The organism is Mongoliimonas terrestris (assembly GCF_001927285.1).
In the GTDB taxonomy this organism is placed as follows: domain Bacteria; phylum Pseudomonadota; class Alphaproteobacteria; order Rhizobiales; family Pleomorphomonadaceae; genus Chthonobacter; species Chthonobacter terrestris.
The window spans coordinates 63,421-84,316 of record NZ_MSIG01000017.1; the positions used below are offsets into that span (position 1 = coordinate 63,421).

At 62.6% G+C, this 20,896-nt stretch carries 17 protein-coding genes and 2 tRNA genes; 12 read left to right on the forward strand and 7 right to left on the reverse strand.

Annotated elements, in window-relative coordinates:
- Positions 1 to 112 precede the first annotated feature (112 nt).
- On the forward strand, positions 113 to 271 hold the full coding sequence (locus BUQ68_RS23895) for a hypothetical protein (RefSeq protein WP_175577863.1): 159 nt from the start codon (positions 113 to 115) through the stop codon (positions 269 to 271).
- A gap of 227 nt (positions 272 to 498) precedes the next feature.
- Here the strand turns inward: BUQ68_RS23895 and BUQ68_RS19330 are convergent, their stop codons facing one another.
- The 5 genes from BUQ68_RS19330 to BUQ68_RS19350 form a co-directional block, all read right to left on the reverse strand.
- Complete coding sequence (locus tag BUQ68_RS19330; RefSeq protein ID WP_175577864.1) at positions 499 to 1,575, reverse strand: formate dehydrogenase subunit gamma; 1,077 nt, start codon at positions 1,573 to 1,575, stop codon at positions 499 to 501.
- Positions 1,576 to 1,679: 104 nt separating this feature from the next.
- Positions 1,680 to 2,306, reverse strand: a complete 627-nt coding sequence (gene fdh3B, locus BUQ68_RS19335) for a formate dehydrogenase FDH3 subunit beta (RefSeq protein ID WP_075217662.1) — start codon at positions 2,304 to 2,306, stop codon at positions 1,680 to 1,682.
- Between the two features lie 13 nt (positions 2,307 to 2,319).
- Positions 2,320 to 5,226: a formate dehydrogenase subunit alpha gene (locus tag BUQ68_RS19340; protein WP_075217663.1), complete on the reverse strand. Its 2,907-nt coding sequence runs from the start codon at positions 5,224 to 5,226 to the stop codon at positions 2,320 to 2,322.
- 13 nt (positions 5,227 to 5,239) lie between these two features.
- Positions 5,240 to 5,446 carry a twin-arginine translocation signal domain-containing protein gene (locus BUQ68_RS19345; protein WP_075217664.1) on the reverse strand — a complete coding sequence of 69 codons (207 nt, stop codon included), beginning with the start codon at positions 5,444 to 5,446 and terminating at the stop codon, positions 5,240 to 5,242.
- Between the two features lie 34 nt (positions 5,447 to 5,480).
- Positions 5,481 to 6,077: a TorD/DmsD family molecular chaperone gene (locus BUQ68_RS19350; protein WP_075217665.1), complete on the reverse strand. Its 597-nt coding sequence runs from the start codon at positions 6,075 to 6,077 to the stop codon at positions 5,481 to 5,483.
- 176 nt (positions 6,078 to 6,253) lie between these two features.
- On the opposite strand from BUQ68_RS19350, the gene BUQ68_RS19355 reads away from it, so the two are divergent.
- From BUQ68_RS19355 to BUQ68_RS19365, 3 genes are read left to right on the forward strand one after another with little or no spacing between them, the layout of a single operon-like run.
- Entirely contained in the window at positions 6,254 to 6,718 is a 465-nt protein-coding gene (locus BUQ68_RS19355) for a hypothetical protein (protein ID WP_139315279.1), read from the forward strand.
- Positions 6,715 to 7,248 (forward strand): DUF3305 domain-containing protein, encoded by a 534-nt coding sequence (locus BUQ68_RS19360; protein ID WP_139315280.1) that lies wholly within the window; start codon positions 6,715 to 6,717, stop codon positions 7,246 to 7,248. Before BUQ68_RS19355 ends, BUQ68_RS19360 begins: the two co-directional genes overlap by 4 nt.
- On the forward strand, positions 7,245 to 7,889 hold the full coding sequence (locus BUQ68_RS19365) for a DUF3306 domain-containing protein (RefSeq protein WP_075217668.1): 645 nt from the start codon (positions 7,245 to 7,247) through the stop codon (positions 7,887 to 7,889). The genes BUQ68_RS19360 and BUQ68_RS19365 overlap by 4 nt, the downstream gene beginning before the upstream one ends.
- A gap of 10 nt (positions 7,890 to 7,899) precedes the next feature.
- On the opposite strand, the gene BUQ68_RS19370 is transcribed toward BUQ68_RS19365, so the two are convergent.
- Together BUQ68_RS19370 and BUQ68_RS19375 are read right to left on the reverse strand one after the other, a co-directional pair.
- A complete protein-coding gene (locus tag BUQ68_RS19370) occupies positions 7,900 to 8,844 on the reverse strand; it encodes a Gfo/Idh/MocA family protein (protein WP_075217669.1) in 945 nt (314 codons plus the stop codon).
- A gap of 327 nt (positions 8,845 to 9,171) precedes the next feature.
- Positions 9,172 to 9,248 (reverse strand) — tRNA-Pro (locus tag BUQ68_RS19375).
- A gap of 251 nt (positions 9,249 to 9,499) precedes the next feature.
- Between BUQ68_RS19375 and BUQ68_RS19380 the strand changes: the two genes are divergently transcribed.
- From BUQ68_RS19380 to BUQ68_RS19415, 8 genes are all read left to right on the forward strand, one after another.
- A tRNA-Gln gene (locus BUQ68_RS19380) sits at positions 9,500 to 9,574 on the forward strand.
- 1,370 nt (positions 9,575 to 10,944) lie between these two features.
- Positions 10,945 to 11,949 carry an NAD-dependent epimerase/dehydratase family protein gene (locus tag BUQ68_RS19385; RefSeq protein WP_075217670.1) on the forward strand — a complete coding sequence of 335 codons (1,005 nt, stop codon included), beginning with the start codon at positions 10,945 to 10,947 and terminating at the stop codon, positions 11,947 to 11,949.
- Positions 11,950 to 12,057: 108 nt separating this feature from the next.
- The gene (locus BUQ68_RS19390; protein ID WP_075217671.1) at positions 12,058 to 13,191 is read left to right on the forward strand and encodes a glycosyltransferase; all 1,134 of its coding nucleotides are present in this window, start codon (positions 12,058 to 12,060) and stop codon (positions 13,189 to 13,191) included.
- 6 nt (positions 13,192 to 13,197) lie between these two features.
- On the forward strand, positions 13,198 to 16,146 hold the full coding sequence (locus tag BUQ68_RS22965) for a heparinase II/III domain-containing protein (protein WP_083656729.1): 2,949 nt from the start codon (positions 13,198 to 13,200) through the stop codon (positions 16,144 to 16,146).
- 37 nt (positions 16,147 to 16,183) lie between these two features.
- Complete coding sequence (locus BUQ68_RS23420; RefSeq protein WP_139315281.1) at positions 16,184 to 17,431, forward strand: O-antigen ligase family protein; 1,248 nt, start codon at positions 16,184 to 16,186, stop codon at positions 17,429 to 17,431.
- Positions 17,432 to 17,499: 68 nt separating this feature from the next.
- Positions 17,500 to 18,645, forward strand: a complete 1,146-nt coding sequence (locus BUQ68_RS19405; protein WP_083656730.1) for a glycosyltransferase family 4 protein — start codon at positions 17,500 to 17,502, stop codon at positions 18,643 to 18,645.
- Positions 18,646 to 18,665: 20 nt separating this feature from the next.
- A complete protein-coding gene (locus BUQ68_RS19410) occupies positions 18,666 to 19,514 on the forward strand; it encodes an aldo/keto reductase (RefSeq protein WP_075217682.1) in 849 nt (282 codons plus the stop codon).
- A gap of 49 nt (positions 19,515 to 19,563) precedes the next feature.
- The gene (locus BUQ68_RS19415) at positions 19,564 to 20,790 is read left to right on the forward strand and encodes a Gfo/Idh/MocA family protein (protein WP_075217675.1); all 1,227 of its coding nucleotides are present in this window, start codon (positions 19,564 to 19,566) and stop codon (positions 20,788 to 20,790) included.
- Positions 20,791 to 20,896 lie beyond the last annotated feature (106 nt).

A 20,896-nucleotide genomic window follows, 5' to 3' on the forward strand; every position in this document is an offset into this window, starting at 1 on the left:
CCTTTGCCGAACCGGCGGGCGCGCGGATCGTTGTGATTGTGAGGCCGGCCGAGCCGGGTCCGGCACATGCGTCCGGCCCGCCCCCCACCGACCAGCCAGGGAGCCACGGAACATGAAAGCCTTTCTCGCCGCCGTCGTCGCCGTCGTGGGTCTCGCCGCCATCACGGGCTTCCTCGCCCCGCGCGCCGTCGGACTGACGGCCTCGGAAGCCTATTCCACTGTCGGCGCCCGCGTCGGCGAGGACGGCACCGCTGAACACCGGGGCTGGTGAGTTGGGGGAAGGCGGGGTGCGGACGTGCAGATGCTCCACCTCCCGCCCCGAGACGTCACCCCGGCGAAAGCCGGGGCCCAGCCGACGTTGAAGGAGACCCCGACGGCGCGGAACGGCCGCCGTCGGTTGGATCCCGGCTTTCGCCGGGATGACGTTCCTCGTTTGGGTAACGGCGCGTTCGTTCTCGACCGCCCCCGGCATGACGGGAACGCGCGGGTCGCCGCTCCTTACTCGGCCCCGACCCCGTGCGCGCTCGGCGGTGCGTCCGGCGGCGCGCGGTAGGGGCGGGCGGGGCGCTTCTGCTCGTACCAGCCGCGGTGATGCTCGCGCGCCCAGTTCTCGTCCACCTCGCCCCGGCCCATGGCGTCGAACGCGCCTTCCATGCCGACGGTGCCGATATAGATGTGGGCGAAGATGATGGCGATCAGGATGACGGCGAGCACCGAATGCACCACGTGCATCACTTGCATGCCGCCGACGCCGGTGACGGCGAACGGCACCAGCATCAGGTAGCCGGTCACCGCCATCACGAGGCCGCCGAGCACCACCGACCAGAAGATGCCCTTCTGGCCGCCGTTGAACCGCTCCGTCTCGGGATGATAGCTCGCACCCTTCAGCATTCCGCCGGCGTTGCGCAGCCAGTCGAGATCCGCGCGGGACGGGATGTTGTCCTTCACCCAGACCGCCAGCATGAAGAAGAGCGCCAGGACGAAGGGTGTGCCGATGAAATTGTGCACATACTTGGCCACTTCCGAAGTGGCCGTGAAGGCGTCGTGCCCGATCAGCGGGATGAGCACCCAGCGTCCGAAGGTCACCACGAGACCGCTGAGAGCGAGTGCGATGAAGCTGAGCGACGCGGTCCAGTGGGCGAACCGCTCCCAGAAACTGAAGCGCGGGATCCAGCGCCCGGACCGGCCGGACGCGATGCGGATCCGCCCCCGGTAGAGGAAGAAGCCGGTAAGCGCCGCGAGCGTCACGCCGAGCACCGCAATCGAGCCCCAGAAGAGGCCCTCGGTGCGGAAGGCCCGCCAGGTGCGGCCCTCCGGCTGGACCAGGGTGGCGAGCTTGGCGTCCGGGATGGAAACGCGGCCGATCAACTGGTCCTGCACCGGCTGGTAGAGCTCCACGTCGTCGACGGAACGGAGCGCCGGATCGGGCGTCTGCTGCTCCAGACCGGCGCCGCCGGGCGCGGTCTCCACCGGCCCGGCTTCCGGGGACGACTGTTCCGCCTGAGCGAACACCGGCGTCGGTCCCGTTCCGATCACGATCGCGATCAGGAGGGCCATCACGGCCGCTTTCAGCATGGCCGCTCGGGTGCTGGGAACGGCGGCCGGAGGGTGTGGGTGGCGGGTCAGGGTCATCCGCGCATCTCCCGTCGCGTGTGCAGGGGTCGGGGTGTCGACGGCCATTAGCCGCCGATGGCCCGATCGGGTTCGAAGGTGTCGCGCTGGTCGGTGCGATAGGCGACGGACCAGCCCCAGGCGCCCGAGCCGTAGCCCCGGCGCACCACGCGTTCCTTGTAGATGGCGGCGATCATGTCGCCGTCGCCCGCCATCAGCGACCGCGTCGAGCACATCTCCGCGCAGAGTGGCAGCTTGCCCTCGGCGATCCGGTTGGTGCCGTACTTCTGGTACTCGACGACGGAGTTGTCCTCCTCCGGGCCGCCGGCGCAGTAGGTGCACTTGTCCATCTTGCCGCGGCCGCCGAAGTTCGACGCCTGCGGGTACTGCGGCGCGCCGAACGGGCAGGCGTAGAAGCAGTAGCCGCAGCCGATGCAGAGGTCCTTGGAGTGAAGGACGATGCCGTCGTCGGTCTGGTAGAAGCAGTCCACCGGGCAGACGGCCGCGCAGGGCGGCTCCGTGCAGTGCATGCACGCCATGGAGACCGAGCGCTCGCCCGGCTGCCCGTCCTCCAGCGTGACCACCCGGCGGCGGTTGATGCCCCAGGGCACCTCGTGCTCGTTCTTGCAGGCGGTGACGCAGGCGTTGCACTCGATGCAGCGCTCCGAATCGCAGAGGAATTTCATCCGTGCCATAGGGGCGGTCTCCTCAAGCCCGCTCGACGCGGCAGAGCGTCACTTTGGTTTCCTGCATGAACGTCACCGGGTCGTAGCCGTAGGTGGTGATGCCGTTGGCCGGCTCGCCGAGAACGTGCGGATCGGTGCCCGGCGGGTAGGACGACCGGAGGTCCTCCCCCTGCCAGAAGCCGGAAAAGTGGAAAGGCATGAAGATGACGCCGCGGCCGACCCGTTCGGTGACCAGCGCCTTCACCTTGGCGCGGCCCTCCTCCGGGCCGCTCACCCACACCCAGTCGCCGTCGGCGACGCCGAGGTCGTCCGCGTCGCGGTTGTTGAGCTCCACGAACATGGTCTGCTGCAATTCCGCGAGCCAGCGGTTGGAGCGCGTCTCCTCGCCGCCGCCCTCGTATTCGACCAGACGCCCGGACGTGTAGACGAACGGGTAGCGGGCGTAGACGTCCGCCTCCACGGCCGCCTGCTGAACACCCTGGTTGAGGTGCGGCAGGCGGAAGTCGCGCCGGTTCTCGATGGCGGGATACTCGCCGACGAGGTCGGGCCGCGAGGTGTAGACCGGCTCCCGGTGGATGGGGACCGGGTCCGGCAGGTTCCAGGCGACCGCCCGCGCCTTGGCGTTGCCGTAGGGCAGGCAACCGTGCTTGATCGCCACCCGCATGATGCCGAGCGACAGGTCGGTGTCCCACGACACCTTGTCGATGTCGTTGCCGCCGATCTGCCGGATGACGGCGAGCTCGCCCTCGGTCAGCTCCGTGTCCCAGCCGAGCTTCTTCAGCACGGCCATGGTGAATTCCGGATAGCCGTCCTCGATCTCCGAGCCGCGCGAGAAGCTGCCTTCGGCCAGAAGAGTCTCGCCGTCGCGTTCCACGCCGAAGCGGGCCCGGAAGGTGCCGCCGCCCTCCATCACATGGCGGGAGGTGTCGTAGAGCACCGGGCTGCCGGGGTGGCGCCACTCCGGATAGCCCCAGCACGGCCACGGCAGGCCGTAGTATTCGCCCTTCAGCGGCCCTTCGGTCGCCTGCATGGTGATGCGGTCGAACGTGTGCTGGTAGAGCATGTGCAGCTTCAGCCGCTCCGGCGAGGCGCCCGTGTAGCCGGTGGAGAGGCTGCCGCGGTTGATCTCGCGGGTGATGTCCTCCGGCACGGGGCGCTCGCCCTCCACTTTGATGTGCTTGAAGAGGTCTTCGGCGAAGCCGAGCTTCACGGCGAGCTTGTAGAGGATGGTGTAGTCGTCCTTGGACTCGAAGATCGGCTCGACGAACTTCTGGCTCCACTGGATCGACCGGTTGGAGCAGACGCGGCTGCCGTCGGTCTCGAACTGGGTGCAGCTCGGCAGGATGTAGGTGCCGTTCCGGCGCTGGCGCACCGCCGCGAAGGTGGTCGGGTGCGGGTCGATGATCACCAGCGTGTCGAGCTTCTCCATGCCCTTCAGCATGTCGGGCATGCGGGTGACCGTGTTGCCGCCGTGGCCGAGGACGACCATGCCGCGGATCTGGTTCGGCTGGTCCAACTCGCCGTCTTCCGCGAGCACACCGTCGAACCAGCGCGTGGTCGGGATGCCCTTCAGCTCCATCAGGGCCTTGCGGGCGTCGCGGTTCATGTCCTCAAGGCCGAAGCGGCCGATCATGCCCTCGTAGTCGACGTCCCAGACCCGGCTCCAGTGCTTCCACGCGCCCTCGGTGAGGCCGTAGTAGGAGGGCAGCGAGGTGACGTCGAGGCCCATGTCGGTGGCGCCCTGCACGTTGCAGTGGCCGCGGTAGATGTTGGCGCCGCCGCCCTGGACGCCGATGTTGCCGAGCGCCAGCTGCAGGATGGAGAAGGCCCGCACGTTGGCGGTGCCGACCGTCTTTTGGGTGGCGCCCATGCACCAGATCAGCGTGGCGGGCTTGTTCTTGGCCATCTGCTCGGCGACGAGGCGCAGCTGCTCGGCCGGCGCGCCGGAGACGCGCTCCACCACGTCGGGCGTCCACTTGGCGACCTCGGCGCGGATCTGGTCCATGCCGTAGACCCGCTGCGCGATGTACTCCTTGTCCTCCCAGCCGTTCTGGAAGATGTGCCAGAGAATGCCCCAGACCACCGGGATGTCGGTGCCGGGGCGGATGCGAACATATTCCGTGGCGTGGGCGGCGGTGCGAGTGAAGCGCGGGTCGATGACGATGAAGGGCGCGCGGTTGCGCTCCTTGCCGCGCAGCATGTGCTGCATGGCGACCGGGTGGGCCTCGGCCGGATTGCCGCCGATGATGACGAGGCACCGGGAGTTCTGGATGTCGTTGTAGCTGTTCGTCATCGCGCCGTAGCCCCAGGTGTTGGCGACGCCGGCGACGGTGGTGGAATGACAGATGCGGGCCTGGTGGTCGACGTTGTTGGTGCCCCAGAAGGCCGCGAACTTGCGCAGGAGATAGGCCGTCTCGTTGGAGAACTTGGCCGAGCCGAGCCAGAACACGCTGTCCGGCCCGAGCTCTCTGCGGATCCGGAGCAGCCGGTCACCGACCTCGTCGATCGCCTGCTCCCAGGAGATGCGCTGCCACTCGCCGTCGACGAGCTTCAGCGGGTACTTGACCCGCCGCTCGCCCTTCACGAGTTCGCGCACCGAGGCGCCCTTGGCGCAGTGGGTGCCCTGGCTGATCGGGCTTTCCCAGCCCGGCTCCTGCTGCACCCAGACGCCGTTCTGGATTTCGCCGACCACCGTGCAGCCCACCGAGCAGTGGGTGCAGATGCCCTTGCGCAGGATCTTCTCCTCGCCGGGCTCGATGGCCTCGGCCTTGGCCTCGGTCACCATGGCGCCGGGGAGGGCGCCGAGCGTGGCAAGGCCGGCGCCGGCAAGGCCCGCGCCTTCCAGGAAGGCGCGGCGGGAGACCTGCCCGGCGGCGGCCGGCGCCGGGGCGAGCGGGTTCGAACGGACCGGCTTGCGCTTGGTCAGCATGGCGCGCCCTCCGTCAGAGCCGGTTGAGCGCGTAGAAGCGCTGGACGTGCGGGGTTTCGCTGTACCGCCCTTTCAGCTGCTCCTCGGGGCTCTCGCGCGCTTCGGCCAGCACGGTGCCGCCGACGGCGGCGGCAGCCGTCGCGCCGGCAAGGCCGGCGCCGGTCAGGAAGGCCCGGCGGTCGACGGTGGGCGGGGCTTTGGTCGGATCGTCCTGGCGCATGGCTCGGGTCCTTGACGGGGAAAAGGGGCGGCGGTCAGACGAGGGCGAAGGCCTCCGCCTCGATGTCGACCAGGATGGCGCCGAGAGCGCCGACGGCGGCGTAGAAGGGGGCGTTCGCCGCCTGCCGGAGGTCGTCGAAGAAGCGATCCGCCCACGGGGCGATGTGGCTGTCGAAGAAGCGCAACTGCTCCAGCTCGCTCGCCGGGGCGCCGAACCGGCCGTCGATGAGGACGGCCATGGTCTCCAGAAGGGCGGCGATATGGTCCTCCGGCTCCGGCACGGCGGGACCGCGTTGAAGGCCGAGGCGTTTGAGGTCGGAGCGGACCGCGATCAGCGGGCGATCCTGCAGGAAGCCGGTCCGGTAGTAGGAGGCGTAGGGGACGAGTTCGCCGCGGCTGAGGCCGATGAAGAGCCGGTCATACTCCCGGCGCGCCCGCGCGGCGTCCGTCGCGCCGGCGGCGCGGCCAAGACCGCCGATCGCATCGCCGAGGAGACCCTGGCCGCCCGAAAGCGTGGCGATCCGGCCAATGAGGCCGGCAGACGGCGGGGCGGCGAGCAGGCTGGCGACGAGCATGTAGATGCGCGCCCGATTGGCGTCGGCCTCGTTCAACCCCGCGGCCTCTCCACGCATCCCCAACTCCCCTGTCGACCATCGTTGCCGGCAAGAGCGATGCCCTGCCGTGCGGTCCTTGAGGGTCCAACGCACAACCGCACCGGTTTGTTTCAACGCGGGGAAACAAACGGCACCGTCAGCCGTTTCCCCGCCAGAAGCCCGACGTCCCGAGGCCGTTTCGAAGGTTTGAAAGCATGCGCCGTCCTTCTAAACCCGGCATCCTGGTGGCCCTTCTGGCGGCAGGGCTGATCGTCTTTCCACAGGCCGGCCTCGCCCAGCTCGAAGGCGCCGGCGCCGTACCGCCGCCGCCCGCCCAGGAAACGCCGATGCCGCAGGAGGGGGTGGACGACAACGCCGCGACGTCGCCCGCCGGCAATCCGGACCAGACGCAGGACAGCGGAACCACCAACGCGGACGTCCAGGAGGACGCGCCGGACCAGCCGACACCCCAGGGCACCCGCGCCCCGCGCGAGGAGACGAGCGCGGAGACCGGCGGCGAACTCTACCCGCTGCTGCAGCGCGTGCGGGTCGCGCCGCCGGCGATCGACGGCCGCCCCCAACCGCGCCCGAACCCGCTTGCGAGCGAGCCGGAGACCGAGATGACCCCGGATCCGCGCGGCAATCCGGAGCATCTCTTCCCCGAAGGATACGTGGAGTGACACCCGGCTCGGCCATGGTCCTGGAGCGCTTTCCCGTCCACGTGATCGTCGAGCGCCGGCCCGCGACGAGCCGCTGGCTCGACCACGTGTGGCGCCCGGTGGCCGCGCTGCCCGGCCGCGCCGACGCCCCGGAGTGGCACGTGCTTACGGAGGCGAACGGCACCACGCGCTATCTGGCCGGCAACACGGACCTTGCCGTCCACCCGGCCGAGACCGCCGCCCTCAAGGACAATCTGGAAGCCGCGGCGCCCAGCGTCTACGTGGTGCTGCGGCCCGACGCCGGCCCGACCGGCTGGCGGCTGCTGCTGGCGACCGTCGACCCTGCGGAGGCGCATTCCCACAGCGACAGCGGCACCGACCTTGTGGAGGCACTGCCCATGGCCGAGCCCATCCGCGTGTGGCTGACCCGTTTCGTCGCCCGCCACCACGTGGAAAAGCCGATCTACAAGCGCAAGCGCGACCGGAGCGAGAAGGGCGATGCCCGCCTCACCGGCCTGCACGACGCGATGGTCCCGGAGGAGGATCCGTGAGCCGCGACCAGGAGAGCTTCCTCGCCCGCTGGTCGCTTCGAAAGCAGGCGAGCCGGCAGGCGGCAGACGACCTCGAGCCGGACGCGGAAGCGCCGCCCGGGCCGGCGGAACCCGACCGCGTCGCCAGCCCCAGCCCGGACGACGCTTGCCCTTCCGATCCGGACCCCGACGCCGCCCCGGACTCACCGACCCTGACGCCCATCGACGAACTCGGGCAGACGAGCGACTACCGGCCTTTTCTGAAGAGCGAGGTGCCGAAGGCCGTGCGCCTCGCCGCCCTTCGCAAGGCCTGGACGACGGACCCGGCCATCGCCGCCTACCGCCCCCTTGCCGACTACGACTGGGATTTCAACGCCCCTGGCTACGCGGCGCTCCGCCCGACCGACGACCCGTCGAAGTTCATCAAGGCCCTGTTCCGCCATCTGACCGAACCGGCGGACGCATCGACCCCTGGCGCGGTGCCGGATGGTGCGGCGCCGGATGGCACGGTGCCGGACGATCCGGCGGGCGCGCCGCCGCCTGTTGCCGAGCCGCCGGACGCCGCGCCCGACGACGCGATCGTTGCGGATGCGTCGACGGCCGTGCCGCCCGAAGCCGTGCCCGATCCGGCCGTGGCGTTGCAAACGGATCGGAGCAGCTGACGCCGTCGCCTCACCAGAGGAAGGCGTCGGTCTCGCGGCGGCGACCCATGAGGTAGGCGTCCGCCACCAGCCGCAGCGGCGCGGCGTCGACGTCGCTCGTCCCGGTCTCCACGAGGTCGCGGAAGCGTCGGTAAATCGCCCGGTACTCCCGGTCCGGATCGTCCACCACCGGCGTGCCGTCTACCATGAGGCAGGTGCCGCCGCGCACCAGCGTCACCCGCGGACCGTCCGCCGGCTCCACGTCGATGGTCCAGGTCTGCTCGCCCTCCTGGCGCCAGTCGAAGGCAGCGGTAAAGTGCGATCCGGCCTCCGCCATCGGTTGCTTGAACGTCAGGTCGACGGCGATCGGGGTGTCCCGGTTGGCCGGAAAGAGAAGTTCGGCGCTGGCGACGAAGGGCGTGAAGGGGAGCACGCGGGTGAGGATGGAGAGGGCGTTGATGCCGGGGTCGAACACCCCGAAGCCGCCCGCCCGCCAGATCCAGTCCTGGCCCGGGTGCCAGTGGCGCACGTCCTCCTTCCAGGTCACCGTCACTGTGCGGATGCGCTGCCCGGCCAGCCGGTCCCGCGCCGCCTCCACGGCCGGGTTGAACTGGGAGTGCCAGGTGGCGAACAGGGTCCTTTCGGCGCGTTCGGCCAGGGTGCGAAGGTCCTCCAGTTCCATCAGGCTGGCGGTCGGCGGCTTTTCCATCAGCACGTGCCGGCCGGCGTGGAGCGCCTCGGCGACCAGCGCGTGGCGCACGTCCGGCGGGGTGCAGATGGCGACCGCCGCGATGTCCGGATGGGTCGCCAGCATCTCCGCCTGCGACCGGTAGGTCGGCAGCGTCTGGTGCGCCGGCCCGCGCGGGATCACCAGCGCGGCAAGCTCGAACGTCTCGGTTTCGGCGATGGACGGTATGTGCTGGTCGACGGCGATCTTGCCGACGCCGGTGATGGCGAGCTTCGGTTTGTTCTGCATGCTTCACTCCTCCGCAGCCCTTCTTACCCGGCCGCCGCGCCCTGCGCGAGATGGTCCGGAACCGAGCACGGAGCGCCCTTGTCGGTCGAAGGTGCGATGCCAAAGGCTTTGTCTGGAGGAAGGACCATGCACCTGCCGAACACCGCCGCCACGGTCCGCTCGGTCAGCAAGGCCGCCGGGTTCGCGCGTCCCGGCGCAGTCGGTGCGCGTGGGCGCGACCGCCGATCCGCGGGTGAGCGGGCGGTTCACGTGTTCGGATGACAGGGCGGGGGGCTGAAAGCCGAAGGGCCAGTCACACTCAAGTGACTGGCCCTTCTCGGGAAATGCTGGTCGGAGTGGCAGGATTTGAACCTGCGACCCCCTCGTCCCGAACGAGGTGCGCTACCAGGCTGCGCTACACTCCGTCTGCCGTGGGCGAGCTTATAGCCGGGCAAACGACGGGCCGCAAGGGGGAAGGGCCGGCCTTCTCCACAATGCCGTAAGGCATCTCCGCAGACCAGCGAAAGCCCTCGTGCCGTCAGCCGCTTCGCGCATTGTCAAGCGCCCGTCGGAGCCGCCGTCCGCGACCCGGACCTTGACCCGCTAGATCCTGTTGCGGCGACGCGCGCGGGCCGCTATATCGCTGATGCTACGGCCGCCCCCGGGCAGCCGCCGTTGGGGCGTCGCCAAGTGGTAAGGCAGCGGATTTTGATTCCGCCATACGGAGGTTCGAATCCTCCCGCCCCAGCCAGCGTCAGGTCTCGAAACGGAAACCGACCAGATTTGCTGGCGGAAAGAGACAGGACTGCACTACTCCTCCCACGGAGCGTTGCCGATTGAGGTTGCGGTGCAAACGCATGGACGGGTAATGCCGAAATGCTTGGCAATTTCGCATGTGCGCCCGCTACGGCCTCCTTCCACCACGTTGCCACCATTAACAAGGTCTTGGGCCGGGAAAGACCTTCATTCAGACAGGTGCCAGGGTAAGCAGTCATGTATTTCGGTGGCGCTGGCAGATTATACGGGACTTGATTGTCTGAAATCAAAAAGATTCGTTCTCCTGAACTCAGCTAAAATATATAAAAAATCTGTTCTAAAATGAGCCGTTCGCTTGATAACGGTAATTTAAAATTTATGACTGCAAAGAAATTACATGACGAAATGAGCACTTATTTTTGTGCTTGAACCCGAGGTTTGAGAGCCGTTGCCGCCGGATTAAGGCTGTTTCGTCGCGTAAATGCCCCAGAGTTGACAGCGGAGGTTCACTTCCGCAAATGTAGTGCGCCGCGTCATTTTGTTTTGTTCGGATTAGATGCTCATGATATTTGCAGCAGTGGGCTCCAGCTACGCAGGTTTGATCTCCGGAGCAGGTTTCGCCGACGAGCTGAGTTGGATGCAGCGATTGGGCAGTGGAGAGGGTAGAGCGTTTAGCGCGCGCCGATTTCGACTTTTTGAAGGGACATTCACAGTTTGAGCATCCCCAGTTTTATATTAAGTGGGATGGTATGGACGACGGAGCTCGCCGCCCGGAGCGGCGAAAAACCAACACGCCGGCTGCCGCCACAAAACCGATGCCGATCGTCAACTATGTACTTTCGACCGCGAGTTCTGGATCCGAAAAAGTTATGCATCTAGTAAAGGATAATCCTATCGTGATCACGACGCCGACCGTGTTAGTGAGCATATGCGGCATTCAATTCGGGTAGCCGTCAATGCGAGCTCCGGCGCACGGTCCACTAGAGTTGCGAAAAAAAGTCGAAATCAATGGCAAAGCGCGTCTTTCTTCCGCAATAACCACCCGGAACGAATCATCGCTGGCCATGAGGACGAGCGGACGCGTGAGCTTGGGGGCGAGCCGCACGGACTGTACTTTTCGCAGCGCAGCACGTCGGTCGGTGCCGAACCGATCCATATGTAGACTATTTACTTGATAATGTTACGAAGGTGTACAGCGCACACGAACCGTGGCGATTGACGTAATTAGCAATTTGTCGGACTTTTGCGGCACGTGCGTCGCAAGACGATTACGAAGGCTCCGGCCCTGTTCGACATCTGCTGAAGTCCTAAACGGTCGAATGCGGCAGGCATTGGGTTAAGTGGCAAAGGTGTGGGGCTGGCGACATGACATCTGATGTACAAGAAACCGTTGAAAAAAAGGCGCAGGCTCAAGGAACTGTCGTCATTTTCGGCGGCAGTGGTTTCATTGGAACGCATCTGATAAAGCTGCTCTGCACCGAAGGATATTCCGCCGTCGTAAGCGTCGACAGGCGTTCGCCGAAGGAGCGCATCAGTGGTGTGACCTACATCTCTGCTGACGTCCGCGATCTCAGCCAGTTCGACATTGCTGGGCCGATTTCTACGATTTACAATCTGGCCGCTGTCCACACGACCCCTGGTCATCCCACGCACGAATATTATGACACCAACGTTGCCGGTGCCTCCCAGGTCGTAACTTTCGCCCGACGCAAGCACGTTGGTACGATAGTCTTCACCAGCTCGATATCCGTCTATGGTCCGGGCGAAGAAACGAAGAGTGAAAGCTCTGTGCCTGCACCTGAGTCGGCATACGGATGGTCAAAGTGGCTGGCCGAGGGGATTCATCGAGATTGGCTGTCGGAGAGCGATGACCGGAAGCTGGTCATCTGCCGGCCCGCTGTCATCTTCGGACCCGGCGAAGGCGGCAACTTCACGCGGCTCGCAAGCCTTCTCAAGAAGGGCTTCTTCGTCTATCCAGGCCGCAAGGATACGGTAAAGGCCTGCTTCTATGTAGAGGACCTGGTTGACGCGTTGCACCGCGCCAAGGACCTCGACCGGCCTTATGTGTTGTTCAACGGCTGTTACCCCGACCGCTACACGCTGGAGCAGATCGTGGAGGCCTTCCGGACCCGGCATTTCCCTGCTGTCCGAACCTTTGAAATTCCGCTTTGGGTGATGCTCACCGCGGCAAAGGTGCTGCGTCCCATCTCCAAGCTGGGCCTTGGCATTCACCCGGACAGGGTAATGAAGCTTGTACGTTCGACAGACGTCGTGCCGGATTGGTTGAAAGCGGAAGGCCAGGCGACGCCCGGCCGGCTGCCGTCAGCACTGGAACGCTGGTCCGCTGGTTCGGACGGACGCTTCGTATGATCTGGGGCGGGGGTGCGCCAGGCCGATGCGCTCGGCGCTCCTCCGGCCGACGGGACCCATTGAAAGCCAAGAACCTTCGCATGACCTTTTGTCCGTGAGGTACGCATCATGTCGCTTGCTTTAGGAATTGCTGCGTCTGTCACATTGGTATGCGCCATCCTCGTCGTCTATCCCTACGCCCTCTATCCGCTGATCCTGCGGCTCGTGAAAACGCGCCCGGTCGCCGCGCGGGAGGACCACAAGGTGTCGGCCACGCTGGTCTTCTGTGCCTACAACGAGGCCAGGGCCATGCCGGAGAAGATCGCCAACATCGAAATGCTCAAGGCCCGCCACCCCGACCTGGAGGTGCTGGCCTTCGATGACGGCTCGGCCGATGCGACCTATGAGCAGCTTGCCGCACGTCCGGAACTGGTCACGGTCGTTCGCGGCGGCGGACGCAACGGCAAGGCCCACGGCATGAAGCTCCTCGCCGCGCGGGCCACGGGCGAGATCATGATCTTCACCGACGCCAATGTGACGCTGAAGGAAGACGCCATCGACCGACTGATGGCCTATTATGCCGACCCGGAGGTTGGCGGCGTCTGTGGGTCGCTGCACTATAAGGGTGAGGACAGTTCGGCCACCGCCGCGGCGGGATCGCTCTACTGGCGGCTCGAAGAATACCTGAAGAAGGAAGAGTCCCGCACGGGCAATGTGATGGGTGCGGACGGCTCCATCTTCTCGCTCCGCCGCAAGCTCTATCCGAGCTTTCCCGACACGGTGCTCGACGATCTGACCGTGTCGATGGCCGCGGTCTTCTCCGGCCACCGGCTGATCAAGGCCGAGGACGTGATCGCCTATGAGAGGCTTGTCGCTAAGCGGGGCGAAGAGTTCTCCCGCAAGGTCCGAATTGCCGCGCGCGCCTTCCACACCCACCTCTTCCTCACGCCGCAGCTCGAGAAGATGACGAGCTTCGACAGGTTCAAGTATGGCTCGCGCAAGATGGTGCGTTGGTTTGGAGGCGCCTTCCTGACACTCGGGATGATCGCTGCCGTTGTGCCTGCGTTGATTCTATCGCCGTCGCTGCTGGTCGCGGGCGCCATCGTAGGATCCGGACTTATCCTTCTTGGGGCTCGCGCGCAAAGCGGCCCGCTCGCATTGGTGACAGAAATCGTCATCGCTCTCTATGCGACTTTGCTCGGAGTTCTTCGCGCCCTCAGAGGTCAGACGTTTACGGTCTGGGTTCCGGCCAAGTCACGGTAGGGACCTATGAAGTTTCTGGTACCTATATTTTCGCGTTACGGTGCAATAGCGGTACAGTTCTTTCTCGTTTTCCTGGTAACTCAATCGCTTTCGCAGCACGATGCGGGCATCTACCTCTCGTTGTTCGGCTTCGTGTTGACAACTTACTTTGCTGCCGGCTTGGGTCTTCCAGATGGGGCGATCAAGGAGTACGCAGAGCTGAACGCGCACGGTAAGCCGCGCGAGGCTCGCCGGCTTCTTTCCAATTCCCTGCAGCACAGCATCCTGAGTGTCCTTGGAATTTCCACTCTAATCCTTTTGGCTCTGTGGGGGTTTGCTTACGAAAATTCCGTCTTCATAGCGATCTGGTGGCTGAGCTACGGAACAACTTTTGTAACAGCGCAAACGTTAGTCGCGTCAGGACGGCAGCAATTAGGAACGTTCATATTCTATTCTGCGATCAACGTCTCTCTGCTTGCAGTCGTCGTTCCGTTTCTGGCCCTATCGAACCAGATAACTCTGGAGGAACTTCTTGGCCTGACTGCGCTCGCAAGCTTCCTGGCCGCCGGTGCGGCCTTGGCCATCGTCCTGACCAGCATCGAGCGATTTCCATTATCGTCCATCGACGCGCACATGGTACGGGCTTGGCGTGTCGGCGCGAGTATCGCACTGGGCAGAACAATCCAAGCTGCAATCATCTGGTCGCCTGTTTGGATTGCAGTCCAGCTTCTGGGGCCGCATGCTGGTGCCCTGATGGGACTGGCGACGCGCCTCGTCTCCGCTGTTGCAGCGGCGATCGCCGCCACTCGCTTCTCCATACGCCCTGAGCTTGCGGCGTTTGCTGCGCGGAATGATTGGGTCAAGATCCGAGACTACGGTAGTCGCATCGCCTTGGCGGCAACGTCTCTCTCTCTTGCTGCAATGATCGGGAATGCCGTCGTTGGCGAGCAGGTCATCGGATACCTGTACGGCCCGTCCTATGTTGAAGTCTATCTTCTGATCGCTATTCTCCTGTTCGGTACTTTAGGAGAAAGCATCGGCGGGCCAGTAGACGAAGTCCTGAAAATGAGTGGTAGTGCTCAAAAGGTACTCCAGTTTCAATTTGCGATCGCATTCGTGGGGGTTGCGCTACAGTTCGCTCTCGGAAACTACCTCGGACTCGGGGGTGTCGCTCTCGGATACTCGATCAGTTTCTCACTTCTGTATCTGATGCAGATTATTCATCTGAAAAGAGCGCGCGGGATTGTCATCTTGCCCCAGGCCCCGAAGAAAATCAGAAAGGCTATGCTCTGGATCCGATATCTCCGGCATATCTCGTTGCTGAAGATCATCAAGAAGGTCCTTCATGAACGCCTGTCGCGAAAAATAGCGGCGGCGCCCGAGACGTATCTGAAGCCTCTTTCGGTGGTCGGCGATCCGTTCACAAGCCACCCATTGCTGATGTTCGGAGAGCGCTACAAGGTGCAAGGCGACCGGTTCCATAATGCCACTTCGCTCTATACCGGTGTTTTCGAAACGAAAGGCGTAAGGCAAGACTTCGGAGACATGACGGAAGCCAGTTGGGACGACCCATTTCCCGACCAGAAAAATCGACTGCACTGGTCTCACGACTTCGCTTTCTTTTCCTTCTCTCTCTCGCTCGTCGAGCAGGACCCTGAACGGGCTGTGCAGGCACTCGCTGTGCTGGTCAAACGCATGGAGACGCGGCATCCGGTTCGTTCGCGCCGTCTACATTTCGTTTGGACGCCCATCGCTCTGAGTTTGCGACTGATGGGGATCTGTTCCGCACTTGCGCTGGCGCGGCACCGCTTGGGCAGATTGCCTCCAGAGAGCGCAAACACGATTGCCGAACATGTGAATCTCTGTGCAGCCCTGCTCGAGAGGACGGCAGAGCGGTATCTTGGATACAATCATCTGGTCTTTGCAGAGACCGCGCTCGCCGTGGCGCGCGTCGCACTCGGCCACGGCGCGGAGACGCAGGTCAGGCTGGCCGTCCACGGTATCGAGAACCACCTCCTGGGTGACGGTTTCTGGTCGGAGAGAAGTCCAACCTACCATATCCACATGCAGCTTCTGCTGCGTTCCATGGTGGCGATGAACGTTGCCGATCCGTCCACCCACCAGAAGGCGGTCGCGCTCCTATCAAAGATGAACGATGCGCTGGACGCGGTGGTCCTGCCCGACGGTGAGATTGCCGTGCTGAACGACGCTGCCATTGCGGACAGCGTGCCGCCTTCAGCGGTCGGATGGACGAAGGACGCTTCCGTCCGTGACGGTGTCAGGCTGCTCGCCGAAGCGGGTTACGTCAAACTTTCCCGCGCTGGTACAACCGTGGTCTTCGACGCTGGTCCGATGGGACCCGACGACGTCATCGGCCATGGTCACGCAGACTTTCTGAGCGTGAATGTCACATTTGGCGACAGGCGATTGTTTGTCGATCCGGGAGTCGCATCCATCGCGAACGACGAGCTGAGACGTTGGTCCCGGTCATCCGAATTCCACAACGGACCGAGATTCGACTCGTTGGAGCCTGCAGAGTTTTTTGGCGCGTGGCGTGTCGGTCGACGGGGACGGGCTTGGCTTGTCGAAATGCCGGACTATAAGAATGGCTTGCTCCAGGTAAAAGGTGCGTGCGATGGGTTCCGTTCGGAAGCCGGCCTAGTCTACCGGACAGTCGCAATTGATAATGCCGGCTGCCTGACGATTCAGGACGAGTGGAGCGCAAGTGGCCATCAGACATCACGAGTTTCAACTTTTCTGATGCCCGCTGACTGTACAATATCGGGCTTGACCGAAACCGAGATGAATCTGAAAATAGGCGAAATAGTATTGATAGTCGATGTGAGTGGCGGATCGGCCGTTTATAGCGGGGAAATGTCATATTATCCTACCGGCCCATTGGCGCCGCATAAGTGCCATTGTGTCCGGTTTATAGCCAACAGCGATTGCATGACCCTCAGGATTTCTAGAGTGTAGTTCGCTGTGATAAAATGCGGATGCAAAGGTAGTCCGAATGAGAGATCTCGTGCCACCGCACTTCGGAAACGCCGCCGGTTCCTTTCACGCTTTGCCGACTTGGCAAGGCCCGCAAGCATCTTATTTTTTCCTCATTCTATTTAGCCTTTTGGCGTTGTATGATTCCGTCTTCGGCAAATATACGGCTTCTGGCGGTACTTCTATTGTAAGCGTGGTAGGTTCTGTTCTGTTTCTGGTGTTGGCGGTACGTAAGCTGCTTTCGATTGATAAAGTTGGGTTGGCTGCTGTAGGGCCGCTTCTGTTGCTGTCTGCACTCTATGTGATTTTTGAGGACAGAACCGGATTGGATAGAAACATTAGAAATGGAGTGTTTTTAATAGTAGTCTCGCTTGTTTTCATCCTTGGGAGCAGAATCAGGGAGGTCTTTTACGTCCCTCGTTATTTTGACGTTATTCCACTCATTGTTCTTGCCGCATTTCTTTGGCTAACAGTCTCAAGTGCTAGTTCGCAACATGGATTTGCTGACGCAAAGAATGCGGTATCAGGGGTTCTTATCCACATGACTTTCATGTGGCTCATCTTGCGGAGAGGGTGTGGCACGCCAAAACTGGGATTTTTGCTGGAATTGTCTACCTATTGCTTTCTTCTCGCGATGTGCATTCTGGTAAGCCACAGATCGTTTATTGCAATCACGACGCTCTGTATACTTACAACTTTAGCTTTTCGCATGGGCATATTCAGAGCCAACAAAAAGCTCTTTGTCTTGGTTTTCGTTGCTCTAATGTTTTACAACTGGTTTCTTGTGTACTTTCTGGCAAACATTCAAACGTCGTCGCTATTCACGTACGTCAATGATCTCTCCGATCACTACTTTGGCAGACGCTTCACTTCAGGGCGGGAGGAGCTATGGTTTTTTATCCTTTACGCCCTTAGAGACAAAATGTGGCTAGGCCTAGGATCTGGAACACTTGCCAGTGATTTCATTAACACAGATCTAAGCGCGCATAACTCATTTCTCCAAGTCATGCTTCAAATGGGTTTAGTTGGAGTTGCCTTGGTTGTTTCATCGTTGGTTATAGTCGGATTCAGAGTTATTAGTACGCCGCATTGGGCGCTTCCGGCTCTTGGGGTCGGTTACATTGTAGTAGTTGTATTGCATTCATCATTTGAGGTTGTCTTAACTCAGAACAATTTCCCAATAGCGGTTTTGATCTGGTTCAACCTAGGTATGCTATATGGAATGGCAACTCGGCCACGGGTCTACTACTACGGTCGATTCTCATAGTTTGATGCATGCCCCGTTTTGTCGACAAATATAAAATATGCACTGTATAAAACTCGCCGGAATATGATATGCGCTACGCGACTGTCCTTATGAACGTCAAGGCTTATCCTCCAGTTGTCGGAGGGGTTGAGAGCTACAGCGAATTCGTTGCCCGTACTTATCAGCGCGCCGGCGTCACGCCCGTTGTCATAACGTCCTTTCCCGGCCGGCCTGGCTGGCATGAACGCGCCTATCCCGAGGGCGCCTTCCGCGTCCTCAATGTGGGAACGGGGCCGCAGCCGGTCATCTTTCTCAAGATGATCGTCGCGTCGGCTTGGGTCCGGCTCACGCAGAAGGTCGACTTCATTCATGCGACGACCTGGCGTGCGGCGCTGGCCATCCTGCCTTTCCGTCGTCGAAAGCCTTTCGTGCTAACGGTCCACGGACAGGAGGTTCTCAACTATCCGGCCATCCTGAAACGACCCATGATCCGCGCCCTCGTCGCGGCCGATCTCGTCATCACGGTTTCCCATGTGTCCATGCAGGCGGCGCGGAGTGCCCTGTTCGGCGCGCATCCCAAAGGGACCTGGCAGGTCAACTTCAACGGTTTGTCCTATCTGAACGAAGCGAGAGCCTATGCTCGGCCCCCGGTGAACGGGGACAGGATCCGCATCGTGTCCTTCGCGCGGCTCGCCGTCAGGAAGAACATCGACGGCTGCCTTCTGGCGCTGGCGAAGCTCCGAGATGAGGGCGTCACGAACTTCCACTACAGGATTGCCGGAACCGGACCGCTCAAGGACAAGATCGAAAACCTTATCAAGGAGCTCGGCCTCGGGGACTATGTGACGATGTCCGGCTACGTCAAGGACGAGGACATCCCGGATCTCTATCGAGAGACGGACATCTTTCTTCATCCGCAGACGGCCTCGGAAACGGGGCGCGACCTGGAAGGCTTCGGCCTCGCCATCGCGGATTCGATCTCCTTCGGCGCCGCGGCTGTCGTGGGGAAAGACGGCGGACCGAAGGACTTTGTTGCCCATGGCGTGCGCGGCCTGGTCGTTGACGGCAACGCTGTCGATGACATCGCCGATGCCCTGCGCTCGCTTCTTAAAGACCCAGCCTTGCTGGAGCGGCTCTCTTCGACCGGCCGCGAATGGTGTCTGAACAATCTCTCTTGGGACAGGCATGTGGCGCAGATCCTAGCGTTTCTGGAGCAGCAGCCGCGGTCGCATTGATGTTCTGGACGGAGGTATCCATGAGATCGGATCGTGAGTTCGGACGGACCGGGCTGAGAGTGTCGCCTGTCGGTCTGGGATGCAGCCGGCTTGGATCGGTGTTGGGCGCGTCTGCGGAGCAGTCCGAACAGGTGCTCAAGGCGGCCTTGGAGGTGGGCATAACCTTCTTCGACACGTCGAATGTCTATGCCCAGGGGGAAAGCGAGCGCCTGGTGGGGCGGACCGTCAAAGGACGCGACGACATCCTCGTCTGCACCAAGGTGGGGAAATACCTGCCGCTTTCAAAGCGCATCCTGCTGCCGTTCAAGTCCCTCATCAAGACGGCGGTCGGGGGCAGCAAGGCCATGCGTGAGGGGGTGCGGCAGACCCGCTCAAAGGGCCTGCCGACCAACTGGGATCCGGGGCATATCCGCCGGTCCGTCGAGGCGAGCCTGAAGCGCTTGCAGCGGGACACGGTCGACGTGCTGATGCTCCATAGTCCTCCGGCGGAAACGATCCGTCGCGGTGACGCGCTCGCGGCCCTGGCCGAGCTCAAGACCGCCGGAAAGATTCGTGTGGTCGGCGTTTCGGTCGACGACGTCGATGCCGCGCGCGCCGCCCTGTCCGACCCGCGGGTCGAGGCGTTGCAGATCCCGCTCCATCCCGGCGTTGTCGACTACGACGAGATCCTGCATCAGGCCGCCGGACAGGGCGTCGCCATCGTCGCGCGCGAGGTGCTCGGCGGACCGAACGCGATCAGCGCGTCGTCGTTGAACGCCGACACGGTCCGCGCCCACATGGTCAAGGCCGCGGCACGGCCGGAAGTCGCCTTGGCTTTGATCGGCACCACCAAGGCGCGTCATCTCCAAGAGGCGGTGTCCGGGTTCTAACGCCGGCTCCCCGCATTTTCGTTAGTTCTCGTCCAATCGAGAGAGATACATGAAGATCGCCATTGTCGGTTGTGGTTACGTGTTCGACATCTACATGCGAACCTTGCGAGCCCACCCTGAAATCAGTGTCGCCGGCGTCTTTGATATAAATCAGGAACGGAATCGGCGCGTAAAGGATTACTACAACTTTCATATCTACGACAGCTACGAGGCCATGCTGGCCGATGCCGACGTCGAGACGGTCGTCAATCTCACGTGGATCCATGCGCATTTTGAGGTCACGAAGAAGGCGCTGGAAGCCGGCAAGCATGTGTACTCTGAAAAGCCGCTGACGCGGAGCTTGGAAGAATCTATCGAGCTGTTCGAGATCGCCCGCACCCATGGCGTCCGGCTATATGCTGCTCCGTGCAACATCTATAGCGACATGGTGCGAACGATCTTCAAGGTGGTGAAGGATGGTACGATCGGCAAGCCACTCCTGATCTACGCCGAACTGGATGACAACCCGATCCATTTGCTCGAGTTCGAAAAGGTCAGAAGCCCGACGGGTGCTCCGTGGCCGCTCGAAGAGGAATTGCGCGAGGGCTGTACCTACGAGCATCTCGGGTATCATTTGGTGTGGATCTGTGGCCTGCTCGGGCCAGCCGTGTCCGTGACGGCGTTTTCGAGCGAACTGGTCGAGAACAAGACGCCGACCCTTCCGAACTTTGTCGGTACGCCGGACTATTCGGTGGCCTGCCTTCATTTCGCAAGCGGCGCGACGGCGCGCATAACCTGTAGCTTTGTCGCGCCGAGAGACCACCGGATGCGCGTCATCGGTGACAAAGGTGAAGTGGTGGGCGACAGTTACAGGCACTACCGCTCGCCAGTCTATCTGGAGCGGTACACAAAGACCAGCCTCAACGCTCGTAAGTTCCGGACATTGCGCACCTTTCCATCTTTGGGCAGGATTTTCGGAATCGGTGGCAAGAAGATCCCGCTGCTGCAGAACTGGAAATCTCACGCAGTCATGAAGGATCAGACGGTTCGCGCCTCCCTCAAGCAGAGAGCGGTCGAGTGGATTCGCCGCAGGGAGATTTATGCTCAAGACAAGTTCGTCGGTATCGCCGAAATGGCGAGGGAAATAAGGGAGAATCGGCCTCAATTTCTCTCGCCGGACTTCATACTTCATGTCAACGAGCTGACCCTCCTCGTCCAAGGGGCCGGCACGACGGGGCTCGCGACGAAGCCGGTGACATCCTTTGAACCCATTGGCTCAATCCCCGGAGCAGTCTGAGTGCCTTCCTGGAACTGGACCCTTCTTCCACGTCCAAGGGTAAGTCCGGGAGCGGCGGTGTCTTTCAGCGTGCAATCTTGGGTCTGACTCAATCTCGCTGCAGGCT

Bases quoted from the DNA above. Each gene is read 5' to 3' on its own strand.
- BUQ68_RS19350 (WP_075217665.1), bottom strand. From the start codon at position 6,077: ATGCGTGGAGAGGCCGCGGGGTTGAACGAGGCCGACGCCAATCGGGCG.
- BUQ68_RS19330 (WP_175577864.1), bottom strand. From the start codon at position 1,575: ATGCTGAAAGCGGCCGTGATGGCCCTCCTGATCGCGATCGTGATCGGA.
- BUQ68_RS19355 (WP_139315279.1), top strand. From the start codon at position 6,254: ATGCGCCGTCCTTCTAAACCCGGCATCCTGGTGGCCCTTCTGGCGGCA.
- BUQ68_RS19345 (WP_075217664.1), bottom strand. From the start codon at position 5,446: ATGCGCCAGGACGATCCGACCAAAGCCCCGCCCACCGTCGACCGCCGG.
- BUQ68_RS22965 (WP_083656729.1), top strand. From the start codon at position 13,198: ATGAAGTTTCTGGTACCTATATTTTCGCGTTACGGTGCAATAGCGGTA.
- fdh3B (WP_075217662.1), bottom strand. From the start codon at position 2,306: ATGGCACGGATGAAATTCCTCTGCGATTCGGAGCGCTGCATCGAGTGC.
- BUQ68_RS19390 (WP_075217671.1), top strand. From the start codon at position 12,058: ATGTCGCTTGCTTTAGGAATTGCTGCGTCTGTCACATTGGTATGCGCC.
- BUQ68_RS23420 (WP_139315281.1), top strand. From the start codon at position 16,184: ATGAGAGATCTCGTGCCACCGCACTTCGGAAACGCCGCCGGTTCCTTT.
- BUQ68_RS19370 (WP_075217669.1), bottom strand. From the start codon at position 8,844: ATGCAGAACAAACCGAAGCTCGCCATCACCGGCGTCGGCAAGATCGCC.
- BUQ68_RS19405 (WP_083656730.1), top strand. From the start codon at position 17,500: ATGCGCTACGCGACTGTCCTTATGAACGTCAAGGCTTATCCTCCAGTT.
- BUQ68_RS19340 (WP_075217663.1), bottom strand. From the start codon at position 5,226: ATGCTGACCAAGCGCAAGCCGGTCCGTTCGAACCCGCTCGCCCCGGCG.
- BUQ68_RS19385 (WP_075217670.1), top strand. From the start codon at position 10,945: ATGACATCTGATGTACAAGAAACCGTTGAAAAAAAGGCGCAGGCTCAA.
- BUQ68_RS23895 (WP_175577863.1), top strand. From the start codon at position 113: ATGAAAGCCTTTCTCGCCGCCGTCGTCGCCGTCGTGGGTCTCGCCGCC.
- BUQ68_RS19415 (WP_075217675.1), top strand. From the start codon at position 19,564: ATGAAGATCGCCATTGTCGGTTGTGGTTACGTGTTCGACATCTACATG.
- BUQ68_RS19410 (WP_075217682.1), top strand. From the start codon at position 18,666: ATGAGATCGGATCGTGAGTTCGGACGGACCGGGCTGAGAGTGTCGCCT.